The 19215-nt window shown below is 59.1% G+C and carries 14 protein-coding genes; 6 read left to right on the top strand and 8 right to left on the bottom strand.

Annotated elements, in window-relative coordinates:
• The 7 genes from JNB91_RS08785 to clpP form a co-directional block, all read right to left on the bottom strand.
• Complete coding sequence (locus JNB91_RS08785) at positions 1–1236, bottom strand: metallophosphoesterase family protein (RefSeq protein ID WP_220325123.1); 1236 nt, start codon at positions 1234–1236, stop codon at positions 1–3.
• A 112-nt stretch (positions 1237–1348) separates the two neighbouring features.
• The gene (locus JNB91_RS08780) at positions 1349–3538 is read right to left on the bottom strand and encodes an esterase-like activity of phytase family protein (protein ID WP_220325122.1); all 2190 of its coding nucleotides are present in this window, start codon (positions 3536–3538) and stop codon (positions 1349–1351) included.
• A gap of 189 nt (positions 3539–3727) precedes the next feature.
• Positions 3728–5830, bottom strand: coding sequence for an autotransporter domain-containing protein (locus JNB91_RS08775; RefSeq protein ID WP_220325121.1), 2103 nt, complete (start codon positions 5828–5830; stop codon positions 3728–3730).
• Between the two features lie 411 nt (positions 5831–6241).
• Positions 6242–6520 (bottom strand): DNA-binding protein HupB, encoded by a 279-nt coding sequence (gene hupB, locus JNB91_RS08770; protein ID WP_112457241.1) that lies wholly within the window; start codon positions 6518–6520, stop codon positions 6242–6244.
• 191 nt (positions 6521–6711) lie between these two features.
• Complete coding sequence (lon, locus tag JNB91_RS08765; protein ID WP_220325120.1) at positions 6712–9132, bottom strand: endopeptidase La; 2421 nt, start codon at positions 9130–9132, stop codon at positions 6712–6714.
• A 409-nt stretch (positions 9133–9541) separates the two neighbouring features.
• The gene (gene clpX / locus JNB91_RS08760; protein WP_220325119.1) at positions 9542–10819 is read right to left on the bottom strand and encodes an ATP-dependent Clp protease ATP-binding subunit ClpX; all 1278 of its coding nucleotides are present in this window, start codon (positions 10817–10819) and stop codon (positions 9542–9544) included.
• A 281-nt stretch (positions 10820–11100) separates the two neighbouring features.
• Positions 11101–11733, bottom strand: coding sequence for an ATP-dependent Clp endopeptidase proteolytic subunit ClpP (clpP, locus tag JNB91_RS08755; RefSeq protein WP_220325118.1), 633 nt, complete (start codon positions 11731–11733; stop codon positions 11101–11103).
• 399 nt (positions 11734–12132) lie between these two features.
• On the opposite strand from clpP, the gene JNB91_RS08750 reads away from it, so the two are divergent.
• From JNB91_RS08750 to JNB91_RS08730, 5 genes are all read left to right on the top strand, one after another.
• Positions 12133–13380 carry a GGDEF domain-containing protein gene (locus JNB91_RS08750; protein ID WP_220325117.1) on the top strand — a complete coding sequence of 416 codons (1248 nt, stop codon included), beginning with the start codon at positions 12133–12135 and terminating at the stop codon, positions 13378–13380.
• 103 nt (positions 13381–13483) lie between these two features.
• Complete coding sequence (gene ggt, locus JNB91_RS08745; protein WP_220325116.1) at positions 13484–15238, top strand: gamma-glutamyltransferase; 1755 nt, start codon at positions 13484–13486, stop codon at positions 15236–15238.
• A gap of 56 nt (positions 15239–15294) precedes the next feature.
• Positions 15295–16542, top strand: coding sequence for a cytochrome P450 (locus tag JNB91_RS08740; protein WP_220325115.1), 1248 nt, complete (start codon positions 15295–15297; stop codon positions 16540–16542).
• A gap of 132 nt (positions 16543–16674) precedes the next feature.
• Positions 16675–17094, top strand: a complete 420-nt coding sequence (locus tag JNB91_RS08735; protein ID WP_220325114.1) for a CidA/LrgA family protein — start codon at positions 16675–16677, stop codon at positions 17092–17094.
• Positions 17081–17779, top strand: coding sequence for an LrgB family protein (locus tag JNB91_RS08730; RefSeq protein WP_220325113.1), 699 nt, complete (start codon positions 17081–17083; stop codon positions 17777–17779). The genes JNB91_RS08735 and JNB91_RS08730 overlap by 14 nt, the downstream gene beginning before the upstream one ends.
• On the opposite strand, the gene JNB91_RS08725 is transcribed toward JNB91_RS08730, so the two are convergent.
• Positions 17776–18573, bottom strand: a complete 798-nt coding sequence (locus tag JNB91_RS08725; RefSeq protein WP_220325112.1) for an SDR family NAD(P)-dependent oxidoreductase — start codon at positions 18571–18573, stop codon at positions 17776–17778. The two genes, JNB91_RS08730 and JNB91_RS08725, sit on opposite strands and share 4 nt — an antisense overlap.
• A 165-nt stretch (positions 18574–18738) precedes the next feature.
• Between JNB91_RS08725 and JNB91_RS08720 the strand changes: the two genes are divergently transcribed.
• On the top strand, positions 18739–19212 hold the full coding sequence (locus JNB91_RS08720; protein ID WP_220325111.1) for a MarR family winged helix-turn-helix transcriptional regulator: 474 nt from the start codon (positions 18739–18741) through the stop codon (positions 19210–19212).
• The last annotated feature ends 3 nt before the right edge of the window (positions 19213–19215 follow it).

Genomic DNA, 19215 nt, shown 5'->3' with positions numbered 1-19215 from the left:
TCAGCCGGCCTCCGCCGCGCGGGAAAGGAGAAGATCACGCGCTTCGGCAAGCAGCACATCGATATCATCGCCAAGCGGCAGGCTGCCTGCTCCGCTGCCGCCGGGCAGTCTTGCGGCGATTTCCGCAACGCGCGCGGCGGCCTCCTCCAGAAGTTCGGGGGCAAAGCCGTCCATAGTCAACAACCCATCCAGCCCAAGAGTTCCGGGTGCGTGTTCGGCAGCACTGCTGTCGGCCTCAAGCCTCAGATCGAGCTTTTCCAGCCAGATATCGCCATGGCCGCGATGGCAGGCGGCCTGCACTTCGTCGCGAAAATCCTCGACCCTTGCCAGGACCTCGTTGCGGTGACGCGATTTTCCGGAGACGCGGACGCGCAGTGCGAGCGGACGCCCCTCCATGGCCTCGACCAGCGGGTCGAGTGCGTCTTCGATACGGCGCAGCAGGACGGCGGGCGTATCGTCGATTTCGGCTGCGACCGGAAGCTCGGCAAAGCGGGCGCTATCGGTGATCAGGCGCTCATAGCTGATGCGGCCATCCTCGACCGTGACGAGCACGGCGCCCTTTGCGCCGGTCTCGCGAATAGAGCGGCCCTGCAGATTTCCGGGAAAGACGACCAGCGGGTCTTTCGCCACGATCTCGAAATCATGGACGTGACCGAGCGCCCAGTAGTCATAACCGCGCGAACGAAGGTCCTCGACAGAACATGGCACATAGGGCGCATGCGGCTCCCGGCCGGTGAGCGAGGTATGCAGCACGCCGATATTGAACCACCCGGTCTCGGGCCTGGGATAGGAAAGAGCGAGGTTTTCGCTCGCAGCCCGTTCGGCGAAGCCCTGGCCGTGCAGCGCCACCTTAAGGTGATCGAGCCTGAACGTGCCCGGTTTGTTGGTCGGAAATTCGCTGACATTCTTCGGCAGCGTGATCGTTCTTGTAATCACGCTTTCGGCGTCGTGGTTGCCCTTGAGCAGGAAGACCGGGATGCCGGCGCGCTCCAGCCGTGCCACTTCGCGATTGAAGAACAGGCCGATCTTGTTGTCCTTCCAGTCGCCATCATAAACGTCGCCGGCGACGATGAAGAAATCGACCTTGCGTTCGACCGCCTCGTCGACCAGTGCGGTAAACGCCTTGCGGCTTGCTTCGACAAAAAGCTCGGCGAGATCGGCATCTTTCAGCGCCAGCCCCTGAAACGGGCTGCCGAGATGCAGGTCTGCGGCATGGATGAAGCGGAAGGAACTCATCGAATCGTCTCATGCGAACACATCGGGAACGCCAGACTTAAGTCAGGTGCCCCGAATAAAAAAGGCCGGGTGCGCAAACACCCGGCCTTTTCCTGTTGAAGATGGCGATCTGTTAGTTGGTAACCTTGAGGTCGACCGGCAGGAACAGGGTTTCGCCGGACGAGTCGTCAACGCCGTCATTGTCGGTGACCATGAAGGCCTTGCCGGACTTGTCGAAGGCGAAACCTTCCAGCTTGTCGACAACATAGCCGTTGGTGGCGTTCTTCAGGTCGGGAAGGAAGTCGTGGATTTCTTCCTTGGTGACGACCGGCAGTTCGCCGCCGAGCTTGGCCGGCTTCAGATCATTGAGGGAAACGCGGTAGAGCTTCTTCAGCTTGGCAGCGTCGCCGATCAGGTTGTCGCGCTCGACGATATAAAGATGGTCACCGCTGGCGGTGATTTCCGAGAGGCCTACCCAGCCCTTTTCGGCCTTTTCGAGCGGGTAACGGACGGCTGCCCATTCCTTCGACTTCGGCTTGTAGGAGAGGAGCTTCGTCTGGCCCTTCGGATCGTCCTTCCATTCGCGCTGGACAGCCATCCAAAGCGTCAGGTCGTCGCCCTCGCCCGTCGTGGTGATGCCTTCGAGACCGAAGCGGGTTTCGCCTGCGAGAAGCTCGGCCGGAAGACCGATCTCGCTCTTGATCTCGCCCTTGGCGTTGACGTTGTAGATGCCGTGGCCGACGAGCTTGGAGCTATCACCTTCCGACGCGAGCCAGAAACCACCCTTGCCATCCAGAGCGATGCCCTCGATGTCGAGCTTCTGGGCCGGCTGGCCGTTGCGGGTAATGCGCAGGACATTGGTGATTTCGGCCGGCTTCTTGGTGGCGTCGATGGTGAAGATCGACGGCTGCATAGCGTAGACCGAGTCGGATACGGCGTAGAAGGTGCCGTCCTTTTCCGCGTCACCAACGAGACCGGAGAGAGCACCCCAGCCGATGACCTTGCCGTCCAGATCCTTGGAGACGAGTGTCGGATAGGCCTTTTCGCCTTCCGCCAGCTCATAGAGCATCACGTGCGAACGGGCGCTGCCATCTTCGCCGAGATCGGCTTCGTTGGCGGTGGCAAGCAGGTTGCGGCCCGGAATGGCGACAGCGCCTTCAGGCGAGATGCCGGACGGCAGCAACTGGACGAGTTCAGGCTCGGCGCCGGTGTCCTTGTAGACGGCAACCATCGAACCGCGCTCGGAGAGCACGAAGAAATACTGCTGGCCGTTGAAGATCGCGGCTTCCATGCCTTCCGGCTCGATGCCCTTGTTCTTGGCGCGCTTTTCCGGGAAATGGCCGTGACGGGCGATTTCGTGTTCCAGCGTCATGCCGGCATCGAAAAGAACCTTGCCGGAACGATCGAAGATGGTGAAGCCGCGCGAACCGCCCTTGTAATCGCCTTCATTGGCGATGACGAGGCGGTCGGTGCCCAGCCATTTGACGGCATCCGGCTCGCGCGGGACGGCGGTGAGTTTTCCTGAAAAATTCAGCGAGCCGTCAGTCTTGGCGTCGACGCCTTCAAGATCAACCGTGCCGGCGGTGAAGTGGCCGGTGACCTTGGCGGTCTTACTGTCGATAATGATGACGTGATTGTTTTCCTGCAGCGTCAGGGCGATCTCGCCATTGGCATTGATGTTGACGAATTCAGGCTCCGGATCTTCCGGGGCAACGGTGGCAAGGCCCGTCACGTCAACACGCTTGATGCTGTCGCAGGCAGGAACGCCGTTCTTCAGCGATACGATCAAGAGTTCGCCGGCAGGAAGCTGCGGCAAGGCGCCGTCGTTCAGGTCTTCGTCACGCTGGTTTTCAATCGCGATGGCGGCAAACGAGCCATCGGGAGCCACAACAACGCTATCCGGCTGACCGCCGAGATCGCAGGTGTTTTCGAGCTTTTTCGAGGCAATGTCGATGACACCCAGCTGACCTGCCGGCTTGGTGAGGTCTTCGGTCCTGTCGATGGTGATCAGAACCTTCGGGCCTGCCGCGGCTACCGAGTTCGGCTCGCCGTCGATGGCGATCGAACCGCCGGCCTTCGGGGCCCTGGCGTCGGTGATGTCGATGAAGCCGATCGTGCCACCCGGCGCGTCGGAATAGATGAGCGTGTTACCATCAGCTGTCGCGGTAATGATTTCCGACGACGTCGCCTTGTCCTCGCCCTTGGGCAGGTTCTGGGCGACGGGGAAAGACGCGATACGGTTGAAAACCTGCTCGGCGCTGGCCGGTACTGCGACCGAGGCGAGCAGGAGCGCCGTCAAGGCGGCGCGCGTAGAAAATGTCATGGGGGAGCCCTCCGTAAAACCACAGATGGGCTTTTGATGCAGTGTCATGACAGAGGAATGACAAAAATGTATCCTCGATTGCAATCGGATAGAACAGCGGATGACTGCCCCCAGAAAACGAAAAGGCCCGGTATCTACCGGGCCTTTTCTTGTTCCTGAACACAACCAGTGTTCACTGGATAGCTACAATCAGAACTTGACCGTCCAGTTGCTGCGAACCCACACATCCGGATCCTGGCCCTTGGTTGTGGCATTGACCATGAAGGACGCCACACCCTTCCCAAGATCGAATTCGGCGCCGACGCCACCACGAGCCCAGAACTGCTTGAGATCCTGGCCGTCCAGATCGAAGTCGCTGATGCCGACCAGCGTGCCGCGCGTCGCCGCTGCATGGTCTTCGAACTGGTAGTCGAGCTCGGCCTTTGCCAGCAGGCGTACCGTGTCGTTGAGCGGCCGAACAAAATCCGCACCGAGACGAAGGATCGTCGAATGGTCGCTGGTTTCGTCGAAATTGACCGGGAAGGAGCCGCCGGTTTCCGTGAAAGCGTCGACCTTGGTATGCGCGTAGGAGAGACCGACATAAGGCGTGATCGCGATGTTATCGACCGTTATCGCGTTCAGCCAATCGAAGCGGATCTTGGCACCCCAGGTCTCGGCATTGGTGTCGCCCGTGGAATAATCGGTCACGGCACCGTTCAGATAACCGCGGCTGCTGTCGACACTGCTGCGGCCCCAGTAACCGCCGACGGTCATGTAGATGTTCCGGCCAAGATCTGCAGAGACTTCCGGCGACAGGTAGACACCACGCTGACGCACGTTGCCGCCGGCATCGAGATCCTGGTCCGTGTAGGTGCCCCCAACCGCAAAGCGGGCTGTGACGCCATCAGCGATACCGTACCCAAAACCGAACTCACCGAGAGCCAGGCCGCCATCAGCGTTGGCACCATTGTCATAGCCGCCGTCAACCGTGCCCCAGACGGATCGCTGGCCGGTGGTCAGCAGGCTGCGCATCGGAGCGCCCTGCGCACCGAACATGATCGTGTCGGCGCTGTTGACGCCGCCTTGGACGACCACGTTGCTGGCCGTGGCGACAGTCGGGTAAAACTTTGCGGTGTCGATGATGCCGGTTCCGCCGCCACCTCCGCCTTGGCACATGTTGGCGCTGGGAGGGCAGCCATTGTCCTCGACAACGCGTGCGATGTAGATGGTGTCGTTTGTCGTTCGTCCGACGATGACATTGCCATCATCAGAAACGAATTCGGCCGTTTCCGTCATGTCGGTGCCGAGTGTGCCGCCCTGGCTTTCAAGCCAGTCTTCGACGGAAATCATTCCGGTCGCTTCCGTCCAGCGGAATCCGTGTTGAACGGACTGCGCATCCGTGGAGGCTCCGACCACAACGCTGCCATCGAGATTGACGTCACTTGCGCTCGAATAGGTACCGCCAAGCGTTTCCAGATCAGTCATCGTGTCGGTGGATGCGACATAGCGATAAGCGTGAGACGAGAGGTTACCTTCAAGATAGGAGTTGCCCACCAGAACATTGCCCTCGCCGCTCATCGCGTTCAGGAATGTATAGGAACCACCCAGGTCGCCGATATCCACCATGCCACCCGCTTCGGTCCAGTGAAATACATGGTATGGTGACGATGCCGACGTGTACCAGGACCCCGCCACGGCTGATCCGTCGTTGCTGACCAAAGCAGCTGTGGAGTTTCCGGAAAGGGTGTCGATGTCACGGAGTTCTTCGTCGCCGACCTTCCAGAGAAATGCGTGGCTCTTGCCGTCGAGCGTGTCGGCCGTGCCGACAACCGTTGTCCCATCCCTGCTGATGGCGATTGCCCTGGAGCTCAACCCGCCGAGGGAGCCAAGTCCGATCTTGCCATCCGCCGCAGTCCAATAGAAAGCTTCGTTGTAGTTGGCCCAGTCGTACCCCGCGACCGCTTTTCCGTCGCCGCTTACCGAAGCAAAATAGCTGGATACATTGGCATCGGCGACCTCTACAAAGCCGCCGGCCGCGGTCCACAGAAACGGGACATCTCTGTGCGCTGTGCCATCATAGTAGCTTCCGATGACGGTCTTGCCATCAGCGCTGAGGCCTCTCAACGCCAGATATCCAGCGCCAGACGGTGGAGTGATCGTCTGTGTCTGGCCTGTGGCCGTCGACGTCAATTGATAGACGTATTTCCCCGTACTGATGTCATAGACCTCGCTGAGCATGACGGATCCGTCGCTGCTCAGGCCGACAACGCCGGAGCCGGCGGCTGCATGCGCTACGGATCCAGCAGCAATCATGCCCGCGAGCGCCGAGCTCGCAAGTAGACAAATAGTTTTATGCTTGAGAAACATTTCCAGAACACTCGCTGATCATTTTAGACGGACGCCGTCAGCGATGCCGAGATATGATATGCCTTAGAAGAATAAGAACCGTTCATATTTCTAAATTTAGAATCGCCTTTGCCCCAAAACAAAAGAGCAGCGATGCACTTGACCTGACAAGTAGTTCCAAAACCCTATGCGGTGCTTTTCTGACAAATATCAACGAAGAGAACTTTGTGTTGCCGCGCAGCATCACCATGCAAATACCTGGAATTGGCCTTAAGCGCGCTATCTCTATCGCAGATAGAAAGGCAATCGAGCGCAACAAAAAACCCCGGAGGTTATCCGGGGTTTCGAGACCATGGCAGACATGCTGCCGGTCAAGTCTTACTTGCCGTTGACGGCGTCCTTCAGGCCCTTGCCGGCCGAGAACTTCGGAACGTTGCGAGCCGGGATATCGACTTCAGCGCCGGTCGACGGGTTGCGGCCCTTGGAGGCTTCGCGACGGGATACGGAGAAGCTGCCGAAGCCAGCGAGACGAATGTCGCCGCCGTTCTTCAGTTCGCCCTGTACGGTTTCGAATACTGCGTCCACGGCGGATGCGGCGTCAGCCTTGGAGAGGCCAGCCTTTTCGGCAACTGCGGAAACCAGCTCGTTCTTGTTCATGTTTCCATCCCTTTCTACGGTTTTGGAACGACTCGATTAGTCGGCGCCGACAATAGTTTTGCATCGGTGCTTGGCAACCCAAAAGCTCTGAGATCGCCTGAAAAACAAGGGGTTTCGTGCATTTTTCACAAAAAAAGCCGGCTTTCGCCGGCTTTCTCCACAATTCAAACTCGGTTGACCCGAAAGATCGCTCAGTGAGCGATGGTCGTCGCACCGTCTTCGGACCCTTCGACTGTGGCGATGACCGGCGTTTCAACCGTTCCATCCCACTCGATCGGCTCGGGGCGACGCACGAGCGCATGCTTGATCACCTCGCCCATGCGGGACACCGGGATGATCTCCATACCGTTCTTCACATTGTCCGGAATATCCGCCAGATCCTTGGCGTTTTCTTCCGGGATCAGAACCGTCTTGATGTTACCGCGAAGGGCTGCAAGCAGCTTTTCCTTCAGGCCGCCGATCGGCAGCACACGGCCACGCAGGGTGATTTCGCCGGTCATGGCGATATCCTTGCGAACCGGAATGCCGGTCATGATCGAGACGATCGCGGTTGCCATGCCGACGCCGGCCGACGGGCCGTCCTTCGGGGTAGCACCTTCCGGCACGTGGACGTGGATGTCCGACTTGTCGAAACGCGGCGGCTCGATGCCGAAATCGACAGCGCGCGAACGGACATAGGATGCCGCAGCCGAGATCGATTCCTTCATGACGTCCTTCAGGTTGCCGGTGACGGTCATGCGACCCTTGCCCGGCATCATCACGCCTTCGATGGTCAAGAGCTCGCCACCGACTTCCGTCCAGGCGAGACCGGTGACGACACCGACCTGATCCTCACCCTCGGCTTCACCGTGGCGATACCGCGGAACACCGAGGTAATCCGAGATGTTGGCAGCCGTGATGGCGACCGACTTCGTCTTGCCCTTGATGATCTCGGTCACGGCCTTGCGGGCGAGCTTCATCAACTCGCGCTCGAAGGAGCGAACACCTGCTTCGCGGGTGTACTGCTGGCTGATCGCCATCAGGGCATCGTCGGAAACCGAGAATTCGTTCGGCTGCAGCGCATGCTCCTTGATGGCCTTCGGCAGAAGGTGACGCTTGGCGATCTCGCGCTTTTCATCTTCCGTGTAACCGGCGATGCGAATGATCTCCATGCGGTCCATCAGCGGACCCGGGATGTTGAGCGTGTTCGCCGTGGTGATGAACATCACGTCGGACAGGTCGTATTCGACTTCAAGGTAGTGGTCCATGAAGGTCGAGTTCTGCGCCGGATCGAGAACTTCAAGCAGCGCCGCCGAAGGATCGCCGCGGAAATCCGAGCCCATCTTGTCGATTTCATCGAGCAGGAAGAGCGGGTTGGACTTCTTTGCCTTCTTCATCGACTGGATGATCTTGCCGGGCATCGAGCCGATATAGGTGCGGCGGTGACCGCGGATTTCGGCTTCGTCACGAACGCCACCGAGCGCCATGCGAACGTATTCGCGGCCGGTCGCCTTGGCGATCGACTGGGCGAGCGACGTTTTACCGACACCCGGAGGGCCAACGAGGCAGAGGATCGGTCCCTTGATCTTGGTCGCACGCGCCTGCACCGCGAGATACTCGACGATACGTTCCTTGACCTTGTCCAGACCGAAGTGATCCAGTTCAAGGATCTTTTCGGCGTTGTTAAGGTCGGCCTTGATCTTCGACTTCTTGCCCCACGGAATACCGAGCAGCCAGTCGAGATAATTGCGCACGACGGTCGCTTCCGCCGACATCGGGCTCATCTGGCGCAGCTTCTTCAGCTCGGCATCCGCCTTTTCGCGGGCTTCCTTGGAGAGCTTGGTCTTGCCGATGCGCTCTTCCAGTTCGGCCATCTCGTCGCGGCCTTCATCGCCATCGCCGAGTTCCTTCTGGATCGCCTTCATCTGTTCGTTCAGGTAATATTCGCGCTGTGTCTTCTCCATCTGGCGCTTTACACGCGAGCGAATGCGCTTTTCGACCTGCAGGACCGAGATCTCGCCTTCCATGAAGCCGAGCGCCTTTTCCAGACGCAGCTTAATGGAAACCGTTTCCAGCATTTCCTGCTTTTCGGTGATCTTGATCGACAGATGCGAGGCAACCGTATCGGCGAGCTTCGAGTAATCCTCGATCTGGCTTGCGGCGCCGACAACTTCCGGCGAGATCTTCTTGTTCAGCTTGACGTAGTTCTCGAACTCGGAAACGACCGAGCGAGACAGAGCCTCGACCTCGACGGCATCCTCCTGCGGTTCGTCGAGAACTTCGGCCTTCGCCTCATAGAACTCCTCGCGGTCGGTATAGGTATCGATCTGCGCGCGGGCGCGGCCTTCGACCAGAACCTTGACCGTCCCGTCGGGCAGTTTCAGAAGCTGCAGCACGTTGGCGACGGTACCGACCTTATAGATCGCATCGGGTTCCGGATCGTCGTCGCTGGCGTTGATCTGGGTGACGAGCATGATCTGCTTGTCGGAGCCCATGACCTCCTCAAGCGCGCGGATGGATTTCTCACGTCCGACGAACAGGGGAACGATCATGTGCGGGAAGACCACAATGTCGCGCAATGGCAGGACCGGATAGGTCGCAGTGCCGGATGCCGCAGACGTTGAACTTGTCATCTTGTTTCCTTTCCATCGTCCCGTTTCCGGGATGGCTTGAGCAAATACCCAAGCACTTCACTCCCGCCCAAGGTGGAGCTTTCCTATGTCATTTTCAAGCCTCGCAGCAGCCCGGCCGTCGCCGACGTGACAGGGATATTACAAAGCTCGTATAAATCTTCACATTGCCGCTACGCCAGACCGGCCCGTTCACCGACAGAAACATACATCCTATGCGGCTCATCGCCCAAACCGTGACTGCGAAGCAGCGAGAGCAGACATGATCTGCGTGCTTCACGTCTAAAGCAAGCTGAATATGGTGCAATCGCCAGTCTTCGGTATTTCTCCGAAACCGGCTCGAAACCACAACTTACCTACGAAAAGAGGCCCCAATGCGGGGCCTCGATCAAATCTATATGAGCGATGCGGCTCAGGCCGAAACGTTGGCCTTCTCGTCCTGGCGGTCCGCATAGATGTAGAGCGGACGGGCATTGCCCTTGACGACGTCGTCGGAGATGACGACTTCGCGAACGCCTTCCATCTCGGGAAGTTCGAACATCGTGTCGAGCAGGATCTTTTCCATGATCGAGCGAAGGCCGCGGGCGCCGGTCTTGCGGATGATCGCCTTGCGGGCGATTTCGCGAAGAGCGTCCTCGTGGAAGGTCAGTTCCACGTCTTCCATCTCGAACAGGCGCTGATACTGCTTGATCAGGGCGTTCTTCGGTTCCGACAGGATCTGGATCAGGGCGTCCTCATCCAGGTCTTCGAGTGTTGCCAGGACCGGCAGACGACCGATGAATTCCGGGATCAGGCCGAACTTGACCAGGTCTTCCGGCTCCAGTTCGCGCAGAACCTCGCCTACACGGCGGTCGTCTGCAGCCTTGACGGATGCACCAAAGCCGATCGATGTCTTCTCGCCACGGGCGGAGATGATCTTGTCGAGGCCGGCAAAGGCACCGCCGCAGATGAACAGGATGTTCGTCGTATCGACCTGCAGGAATTCCTGCTGCGGATGCTTGCGGCCGCCCTGCGGCGGCACCGAGGCAACCGTGCCTTCCATGATCTTCAGAAGCGCCTGCTGAACCCCTTCGCCCGATACGTCGCGGGTGATCGACGGGTTGTCGGACTTACGCGAAATCTTATCGACTTCGTCGATATAGACGATGCCGCGCTGGGCGCGCTCGACATTGTAGTCGGCTGCCTGCAGGAGCTTCAGGATGATGTTTTCGACGTCTTCACCCACATAACCTGCTTCGGTCAGCGTCGTTGCATCAGCCATGGTGAAGGGAACGTCGATGATGCGGGCGAGCGTCTGGGCAAGATAGGTCTTGCCGCAGCCGGTCGGGCCGACAAGCATGATGTTCGACTTCGCAAGCTCCACATCACCGCCCTTGGAGGCGTGTGCGAGGCGCTTGTAATGGTTATGAACGGCGACCGACAGGATACGCTTGGCCTGCTGCTGGCCGATGACGTATTCGTCGAGAACCTTGATGATGTCCTGGGGCGTGGGAACGCCGTCGCGGGACTTGACCATCGAGGTCTTGTTCTCTTCGCGAATGATGTCCATGCACAGTTCGACGCATTCATCGCAGATGAATACGGTCGGTCCGGCGATCAGCTTGCGGACCTCGTGCTGGCTCTTTCCGCAGAAGGAGCAGTATAGGGTATTCTTGGAGTCGCCGCCGTTGCCGCTGCTGACTTTGCTCATATCACTTTCCTTCCAGCACTCTGCGCTCACATGACAACACGGGCGCAGTCCACTCAACCGCTGCCGACACATGACGCCAACCGGGTCATGTGCCTGCCCTGCTTCGGGGGTACTCTACCGGTCCATATAACTGGTCCGGCGGCAACGAAACCCCTCAGAAACGAATGCTATGTCATAAAAGTTCAACACAGCATTAATACTTACTAATAGCGCTTTCCGACCGACTTGAAACCCCCATTTGCTCACAACAGGGTTACAGTGGCGGAAAGGCTACAACCCGATCAGCCTTCCGAGCCGCCTTCAAGCTCCTGGCGCGAGGTCAGGATCTTGTCGATGACGCCCCATTCCTGGGCTTCGTCGGAGGTCATGAAGTGGTCGCGGTCAAGGGTCTTTTCGACTTCCTCGAGCGTGCGACCGGTGTGCTTCACGTAGACCTCGTTCAGGCGGCGCTTCATCTTGAGGATGTCGCGGGCGTGACGTTCGATGTCCGAAGCCTGGCCCTGGAAGCCGCCGGAGGGCTGATGCACCATGATGCGGGCGTTCGGCGTTGCAAACCGCATGCCCTTCTCACCTGCGCACAGAAGCAGCGACCCCATCGAGGCAGCCTGACCGATGCACAGCGTCGAAACGGCCGGCTTGATGAACTGCATCGTATCATAGATCGCCATGCCGGCGGTAACGACACCACCCGGCGAATTGATGTAGATCGCGATTTCCTTCTTCGGGTTTTCCGCTTCAAGGAAAAGCAGCTGGGCGCAGACGAGCGACGCCATGTGATCTTCCACCGGACCGGTCAGGAAAATGATGCGCTCTTTCAGGAGACGCGAATAGATATCGTAAGAGCGCTCACCGCGGTTGGTCTGTTCGACGACCATAGGCACCAGGGCCATTGCGGTATCAACTGGATTTTTCATGTCCGTCCTTTGTCAAATGCCTTGCCGAAGGCAGCGTGGCGCTCCGGAATCATTGGAATGGGTCAATCCCTACATAGAGTGTCAATGCCCGGTACTTCAAGACGGAGAGCCCGATATCCTTAACTCGCAATATCAACCCCTGACCAACCACGTTCCGAACTTCACGGGATGGCCAAGCCGATAGCATCTGCGCTGTCGCGAATAAATCGCTTCGGCTCAATCATTCGACGGCAATGCCCACCTTCTTTTTCGTCGCCAAGGTAAAGCAGAGGTAAATCACCACACGCAAGAGCGCCTTATGTCGAATATTGCGTCCAACATGCTTATTTCACGCAAACCTCACCTTAAACATTCAGCGATATACACGCGCCATGCCGAGGTTCGGCGGGGAGTATTGCGTTGGATATTGTCACAGGTTTCATGATCTGGGCCGCTGAGGCCAGCACGATCGGCGTGCTTTTGTGGTCACGCTGGTTTTACGAACGCCAGTCGTTTTACTTCACCTGGGGAACCGGCTTCATCTTTCACGGCATCGGTGTCGGCATGGTTGCGATGCGCGGCACATTGCCGGATTTTGTCTCGATAGAAATCGCCAATGTCATGGCACTTGCCGGGATCGGCCTGTGGGTTGCCGGCATGCTGCAATTCGACAAACGACGCGTCGAGCCGTTCATCGCCATTCCGTCGCTGATCTTTGTGGCCGGCATGCTGCTCGAACCCGTGCGGACCAGTTTCAGCTATCGCGTCGCCCTTTTCCATGGCGCAGCGTCGGTGGGATATCTGATGCTGATCGCTACCGTTTTGTGGGGTGACAACGGCCGCTCGCAAACGCGTCGCGTTTTTGCCGCCTGCGTCGGTGTTCAGGTCCTGTCCAGCACGATCGTCGCAATCTTTGCACTGATCAGCCAACCGCAATCCTTCGCAACAGGTAACAATTCCTTCCTGCTGCTTCTGGTCGCCGCATTGTGTTTCATCGCGGCGATCATGAGCGGGACAAAGCTCATCAACGAGCGCAACGAGGCCAAGTTGAAATTGCTCGCCGTTACCGATCCGCTGACCAACCTTCTCAACCGCCGCGGGTTGATCGACGAATTCCACTTGCTGAAGCGGCTCCATGCAAGCGATAGCGGAATGCTGACGCTCATTCATCTGGATCTCGACGGTTTCAAGCAGATCAACGACCTTTACGGCCATCAGGCCGGTGACGAGGTGCTGATCGCTTTCGCAAAAATCGGCATGGCAGCACAACGGGGCCGCGGATCATTCGGTCGCATGGGCGGCGAGGAATTCGCCTCGATCATGTATGTCGCCAACATGATCGAAGCTGCAAGTGTCGCGGAAGCAATCCGCACAACACTGAAGCAGCGGCCGATCATCGTCGGAGAACACCAGATCGCCGTTACCGTCAGCATAGGCATCGCGCTTGCGGACGTCCGGACCGCGGACCTGGATACCCTGCTCAGCACGGCGGACCGGGCGCTCTATGTGGCAAAAACCAATGGTCGCGACCGTACCGCGATCGGCACGGAAAGCGATGTATCGATCGTTCCTGCAATCGACCATGCCGATCAGCAGGACACCCCTGCACGGGCCAGCATGACCCAGCAGGTCGCCGCTTTGAGACGGATCGTGGCGATCGGAAAATAGGCGTCATGCGATGAGCTAGGCTCATTACGTTTTTCAGCCTGCCCCTTGCCTTCGCGGCCCGGCCCACCCAATTCCCTTCGAAACGAAACGAAGAGGGTGGGACATGGCGAAGACACTTTACGGGGCTGTTGTCATCAGCCTTCTCTCGATTTCGTCCGCATCTGCGCAGCAGGCGTCCGACACGATCGCACCCGAACGCGCCACCGGCACGGCCAGCGCCAGCCGCGTGGAAGCGCGAGATTTCATGGTCGCGGCGGCCAATCCGCTTGCGGCGCAAGCCGGGCGTGACATCCTTGCTGCCGGCGGCAATGCGATAGACGCCATGGTGGCGGTGCAGGCCGTACTCGGCCTCGTCGAACCGCAGAGCTCCGGTCTCGGCGGCGGTGCGTTCCTGGTCTATTACGACGCTGACGCGAAACGACTGACGACATTCGACGGGCGCGAAACAGCGCCGATGGATGCGACGCCCAAGCTTTTCCTCGACGATGCCGGCCAGCCGCTCAAATTCATGGATGCCGTGGTCGGCGGCCGTTCAGTCGGCACGCCCGGTACTGTTCGGCTGTTGGAAGATGTTCAGAAGCGTTACGGCCGAGAAAACTGGCCGATCCTGTGGAAACCGGCGGCCAAGCTTGCCCGTGAAGGGTTTGCAGTCTCCCCTCGCCTGGCCTCGCTGATCGCCGCGGAAGGCGACGGACTGAAACGCTATGAAGGTGTCCGAACCTATTTCTTCGATCAGTCCGGCGCGCCGCTGAAGGCCGGGCACATCTTGAAAAACCCGGACTATGCCGAAACGGTCGAGGCAATTGCCACAGGGGGAGCTGACGCCTTTTATCGCGGCCCGATCGCGGAGGATATGGTCAAGACGGTGCGCGGCGCACGCGACAATCCGGGTGTCCTCTCACCCGTCGACCTCGCCACCTATCATATCAAGGAACGGGAGCCCGTCTGCTTCGCCTATCGAGCGCTCGACATCTGCGGCATGGGACCACCTTCCTCGGGCGGGATTGCCATCAGCCAGATGCTGGGCATGACAGAGAATTTCGACCTCAAGGCGCTCGGGCCTGAAAATGTAGAAAGCTGGCGGATCATCGGAGATGCACAGCGCCTGGCCTTTGCAGACCGTGAACGCTATGTCGCCGACACGGATTTCCAACCGCTGCCGATCAAGGGGCTGCTCGACAAGGCTTATCTCGGCGAACGGGCGAAACTTCTCGATGGCGACAAGGCACTGGCCAAGGACGCGGTGAAGGCGGGCGAACCCGAATGGGATCATGCCATGCTGCTCGGCCGAGACGCCGCAATCGAACTGCCGTCCACCAGCCATTTCGTCATCGTTGACAAGCAAGGCAACGTGGTGTCGATGACGACGACGATCGAAAACGGTTTCGGTTCGCGGCTGATGACAAACGGCTTTCTGCTCAACAACGAGCTGACCGATTTTTCCTTCAAGACCCATGACGGCGCGTTCGCCGTCGCCAACCGCGTCGAGCCCGGCAAGCGGCCGCGCTCTTCCATGGCGCCGACGATCGTGATGAAGGACGGCAAGCCGCTGCTTGCGATCGGCTCACCGGGCGGCAGCCAGATCATCGGTTATGTGGCTCAGGCACTGATCGCCTATATCGACTGGGGCATGCCGGTGGAACAGATCGTCGCCCAGCCGCATCTGATCAACCGGTTCGGCACCTATGATATCGAGGCAGGCACGACGGCGGAAAAGTTTGCCGAGCCGTTGAAGGCGCTCGGCTATGAGGTCAAGCCGGGTCAGATGACATCCGGCCTTCACGCAATCGAGATTACCGGCAACGGGCTTGTCGGCAGCGCCGATCCGCGCCGCGAGGGTGTGGCGCTGGGAGAATAACGCCCGGCACGTCATCCCGATTGCGCAGCGTGGAATTTTTGCGCTACGCATCGGGAATGACATCGCTTCCTGATTTCCTCCGCGTCGATCCCGCCACAAGGCATGTCTCTCTTGACGGGCGCAACCCGGCTTTCTATGCCGATCCGAACCGAGTCTATGCTGCACTCCACCAGTACTGTCCTACCTTCTACTGGGAGGAGCAGAAACAGTGGTTCTTTACCTCCTATGATCATGTGAATGCGCTTTTGCGCGATCGTCGTTTTGGGCGGCAGATCCTGCATGTGGCAAGCCGTGAGGAGTTGGGCTTATCGGAACCGCAGGCGCATCTTGCCAATTTCGACCTTGCGGAGCGACACTCGCTGCTTGAGATAGAACCGCCTGAACACACAAGGCTTCGCACGCTCATCAACAGAGCCTTCGTGTCCCGTCATATCGACAGGCTCAGGCCTGAGATTACTGCGCTTGCCGAGAAGCTGATCGACGGTTTCGAAAACGATGGAAAGACCGAGCTGCTCTCGTCCTTCGCCGATATCATTCCGGTGACGATGATCGCGCGGATGATCGGCATTCCCGACGAGATGGGGCCGCAACTTTTGAAATGGAGCCATGCCTATGTCGGCATGTATATGTTCAAGCGTTCAAAAGAAGACGAGCATGCGGCCGATCTGGCGGCGAAGGAATTTGCCGATTACGTCAGGACGCTGATTGCCGAGCGCCGCAGAACACCTGCCGAAGATCTGCTCAGCCACATGATCCACACCGAGCATAAGGGCCAGCATCTCACGGACGATGAGCTGGTATCGACGACGATCGTGCTGCTCAATGCCGGCCACGAGGCGACCGTTCATCAGATCGGCAACTCGGTCCGGGTCATCCTCGAAAGCGGCCTCTCCCCTGCTCAGCTTTTTCGCGATGAAGCTGCCACAGAGAGGACGGTGGAAGAGACGCTGCGCATCTGTGCTCCCGTCCATATCTTTCAGCGCTGGGCACTGGAGGACGTGGAGGTCGACGGCGTTACGCTGAAGCGCGGCGACAAGGCCAGCCTCATTCTTGCCGCCGCCAATCTCGATCCCAAGGTGTTTTCCGATCCCCTCACCTTCAAGCCGGAGCGCAAGGAAGCGCAGAACCTCTCCTTCGGAGCGGGCATCCATTTCTGCATCGGTGCGCCGCTGGCGCGGCTGGAACTGAACACGGTTCTGCCGATCCTGTTTCGACGCCTGCCCGAATTGAGGCTGAAGGCCAAACCCACAGTCAAAGACGTCTATCATTTCCATGGGTTGGAGCGGCTCGATCTCGTCTGGTGATGCAAATTCGGGCATCGAGCGACAGTACGCCACATCGAAAACACATGGCACTTATGCAATCTGTTCGATTGTTTAGCGGAAACAGTACCTTATAGTACGGATGAGGGAGGATCGTTGAACAGGATCCTTCCCGTGACCAAGCGCAAGACCGCTATTTTCCTGCACAAGAGCCTTCATGGCAACCGCTACGCACAGGTGGCGCTGATCGTGCTTCTATGGCTTGCCGGCGAGGCCGTTTCGCGCGGCACAGGAATACCAATCCCCGGCAGCGTGCTTGGCTTGTTCGGCCTGCTCTATCTTCTCATAACCGGTACGATCCGCCTTTCGACCATGCGGCGCGGGGCCAATCTGCTTCTGGCCGATATGCTGCTTTTCTTCGTGCCGGCTGTTCTTGCCGTGCTCGAGCATTCCGAATTCCTCGGTCTCATCGGGCTGAAGGTACTCGCCGTCATTCTGGCCGGAACCCTGATGGTCATGTGCATGACGGCACTGGCCGTCGATGTGGGATATCGGCTGATGCTCCGCTTGGAGAGCAGACATGCCGCCTCTTGAGCCGATCCTGATCACCGTCTTCTGGTCGGCGGCAACGATCGCGATCTATCTTCTTTCCAAACGAACCTATCGCCGGTGGCCGGCAATCTGGTCCTCGCCACTGGTGTTGACCCCGGTCCTGCTCGCGGCACTGGCGCTGTCACTGCACACGACCTATAGCGAATATATCGGTGCGACCCGCTGGCTCATGGCCATTCTCGGCCCCGTAACCGTCGCGTTTGCAATCCCAATCTACGAGCAGCGGGCGATGATCATGCGCTATTGGCCCGTGCTTGCATTCGGCATCGTGGTCGGCAGCGGCACTGCCATCCTGACCGCCTGGGCCCTGGCAAGCCTGCTCTCCATTGACGGCGCGCTTCGCCTCAGCCTGCTTCCCCGTTCCGTCAGCTCTCCATTCGCCATGGCGATCTCGGAAAAAGTCGGCGGCGTACCGGACCTGACAGCCTTGTTCGTGGTCATCACCGGCGTGCTGGGCGCGGCTCTCGGCGAAAAGCTGCTGCGCATTCTGCCGCTCAAATCCTCACTCGCACGTGGAGCCTTGTTCGGCATGGGCGCACATGGGGCGGGCGTTGCAAAAGCCAACCAGATCGGCGCCGAAGAGGGTTCGGTCGCCGGACTGGTCATGGTGCTGGTCGGCCTTGTCAACGTGCTTGCCGCACCGCTTCTCGCCTATATCCTGCGTTAACGTCCCACACCGTATCGGGTCGCCGGTTTGCGCAACGAAAGATTGGGGCGCAGAGCGTTTCGTGCGTCCAGGAAAGCCTCGTAGAGAGAGTAGTCTGCCAAGGAAGGCATCGTCACTAGCTCTTTCCGGTCGAGGCCAGCCAAAGCAGCATCAACGAGATCGCCGACCTCCATCACCGTTTCCGGGTCAAGCCCGTCCATCGAACCGCCGACGCGATCGAAAATCTCTGTGCGGGTGTACCCCGGGAGAACGGCCTGGACCTGCACGCCGCTATCCTTCAGATCGGTTGCCAGCGATTCCGTCAGCGCCAGCAGGAAGGCCTTGCTGGCAGCATAGGTCCCATGGAAGAAAGGCGCGGCCATAGCCACCGCGGAGGCTATGTTGATGATCGCTCCCCTCTTGCGCCCGGAAAACACCCGCGCGGCCGTAACCGCCAGCCGGTTGGCTGCGGTAACATTGATGTCGACGATGCGGTCGAGATAATCGGGATCGGTGGCCAGAAGCGGACCGGACGGCCCGATACCGGCATTGTTGACGAAAAGCGTGATCGTATCGTCCTGATTGAGCTTGTCTTCGACCTTGAGGACGTCGGTGCGATCGCTGAGATCGGCACGCAGCACGTCCGCCTTGATACCGTGGGCGGTAGACAGCTTGTCGGCCAGTTCGCCGAGGCGACCGGCGTCACGTGCGACAAGGATGAGGTCGTAGCCTCGGCGGGCAAGCCGATCGGCATAGGTGGCGCCGATGCCGGAAGAAGCTCCGGTTACGAGTGCAGTTCCAAGCTTCGAGGTCATGGCAATTCTCCTGTTTCGATGGCGACTGGAATTTACTGGTATATGCCACTATATTTGAGCGAGGATTTACTTGTGCAAGTGGGCAGCTGAAATTTTGTGGAGCGACTGCCGGAACGGGACACCTCAAGCGTTGCCTGAACCGGCAAGGTCGGAAATGATCGGAACATGGAAAAGCAGGAAGACAGTATCTGGGCGCATTGCAGCAGCAGTTCCGTCCGCCGGGCATCGCGCCAGCTAGGGCAACTCTATGACGATGCGATGGGGCTGAGCGATCTGCGCGGCACGCAGTTCTCGCTGATCACCCAGATCGGCTATTTGAATGAGCCAACCCAGAAGGAGCTGGCCAAGGCAATGGTCATGGACCTGTCGGCGCTTGGCCATACGCTGAAGCCGCTGATCCGGGATGATCTGGTGGAACTGGTGCCGGACGAGAAGGATCGTCGCGCCAAGCGGGTGCGACTGACGCCAGGTGGTCGCAAAAGGCAGGCTGAGATGGTGGCGAACTGGCAGGAGGCCCAAAGGCGCTTCGACGCCGTGCTGGGTGCGGAAAAATCGGAGGAGCTTCGCCGAACGCTTGCCTTCATCGCTTCGGAGGATTTTGCCAAAGCATATGAGGCGGCGGGCGAGAAGGGCGACTAAACT

The organism is Aliirhizobium wenxiniae (genome assembly GCF_019511445.1).
Lineage (GTDB): Bacteria > Pseudomonadota > Alphaproteobacteria > Rhizobiales > Rhizobiaceae > Neorhizobium > Neorhizobium wenxiniae_A.
Note: the sequence above shows the minus strand (reverse complement) of the source record. Positions and strands in the feature narration are given on the sequence as shown.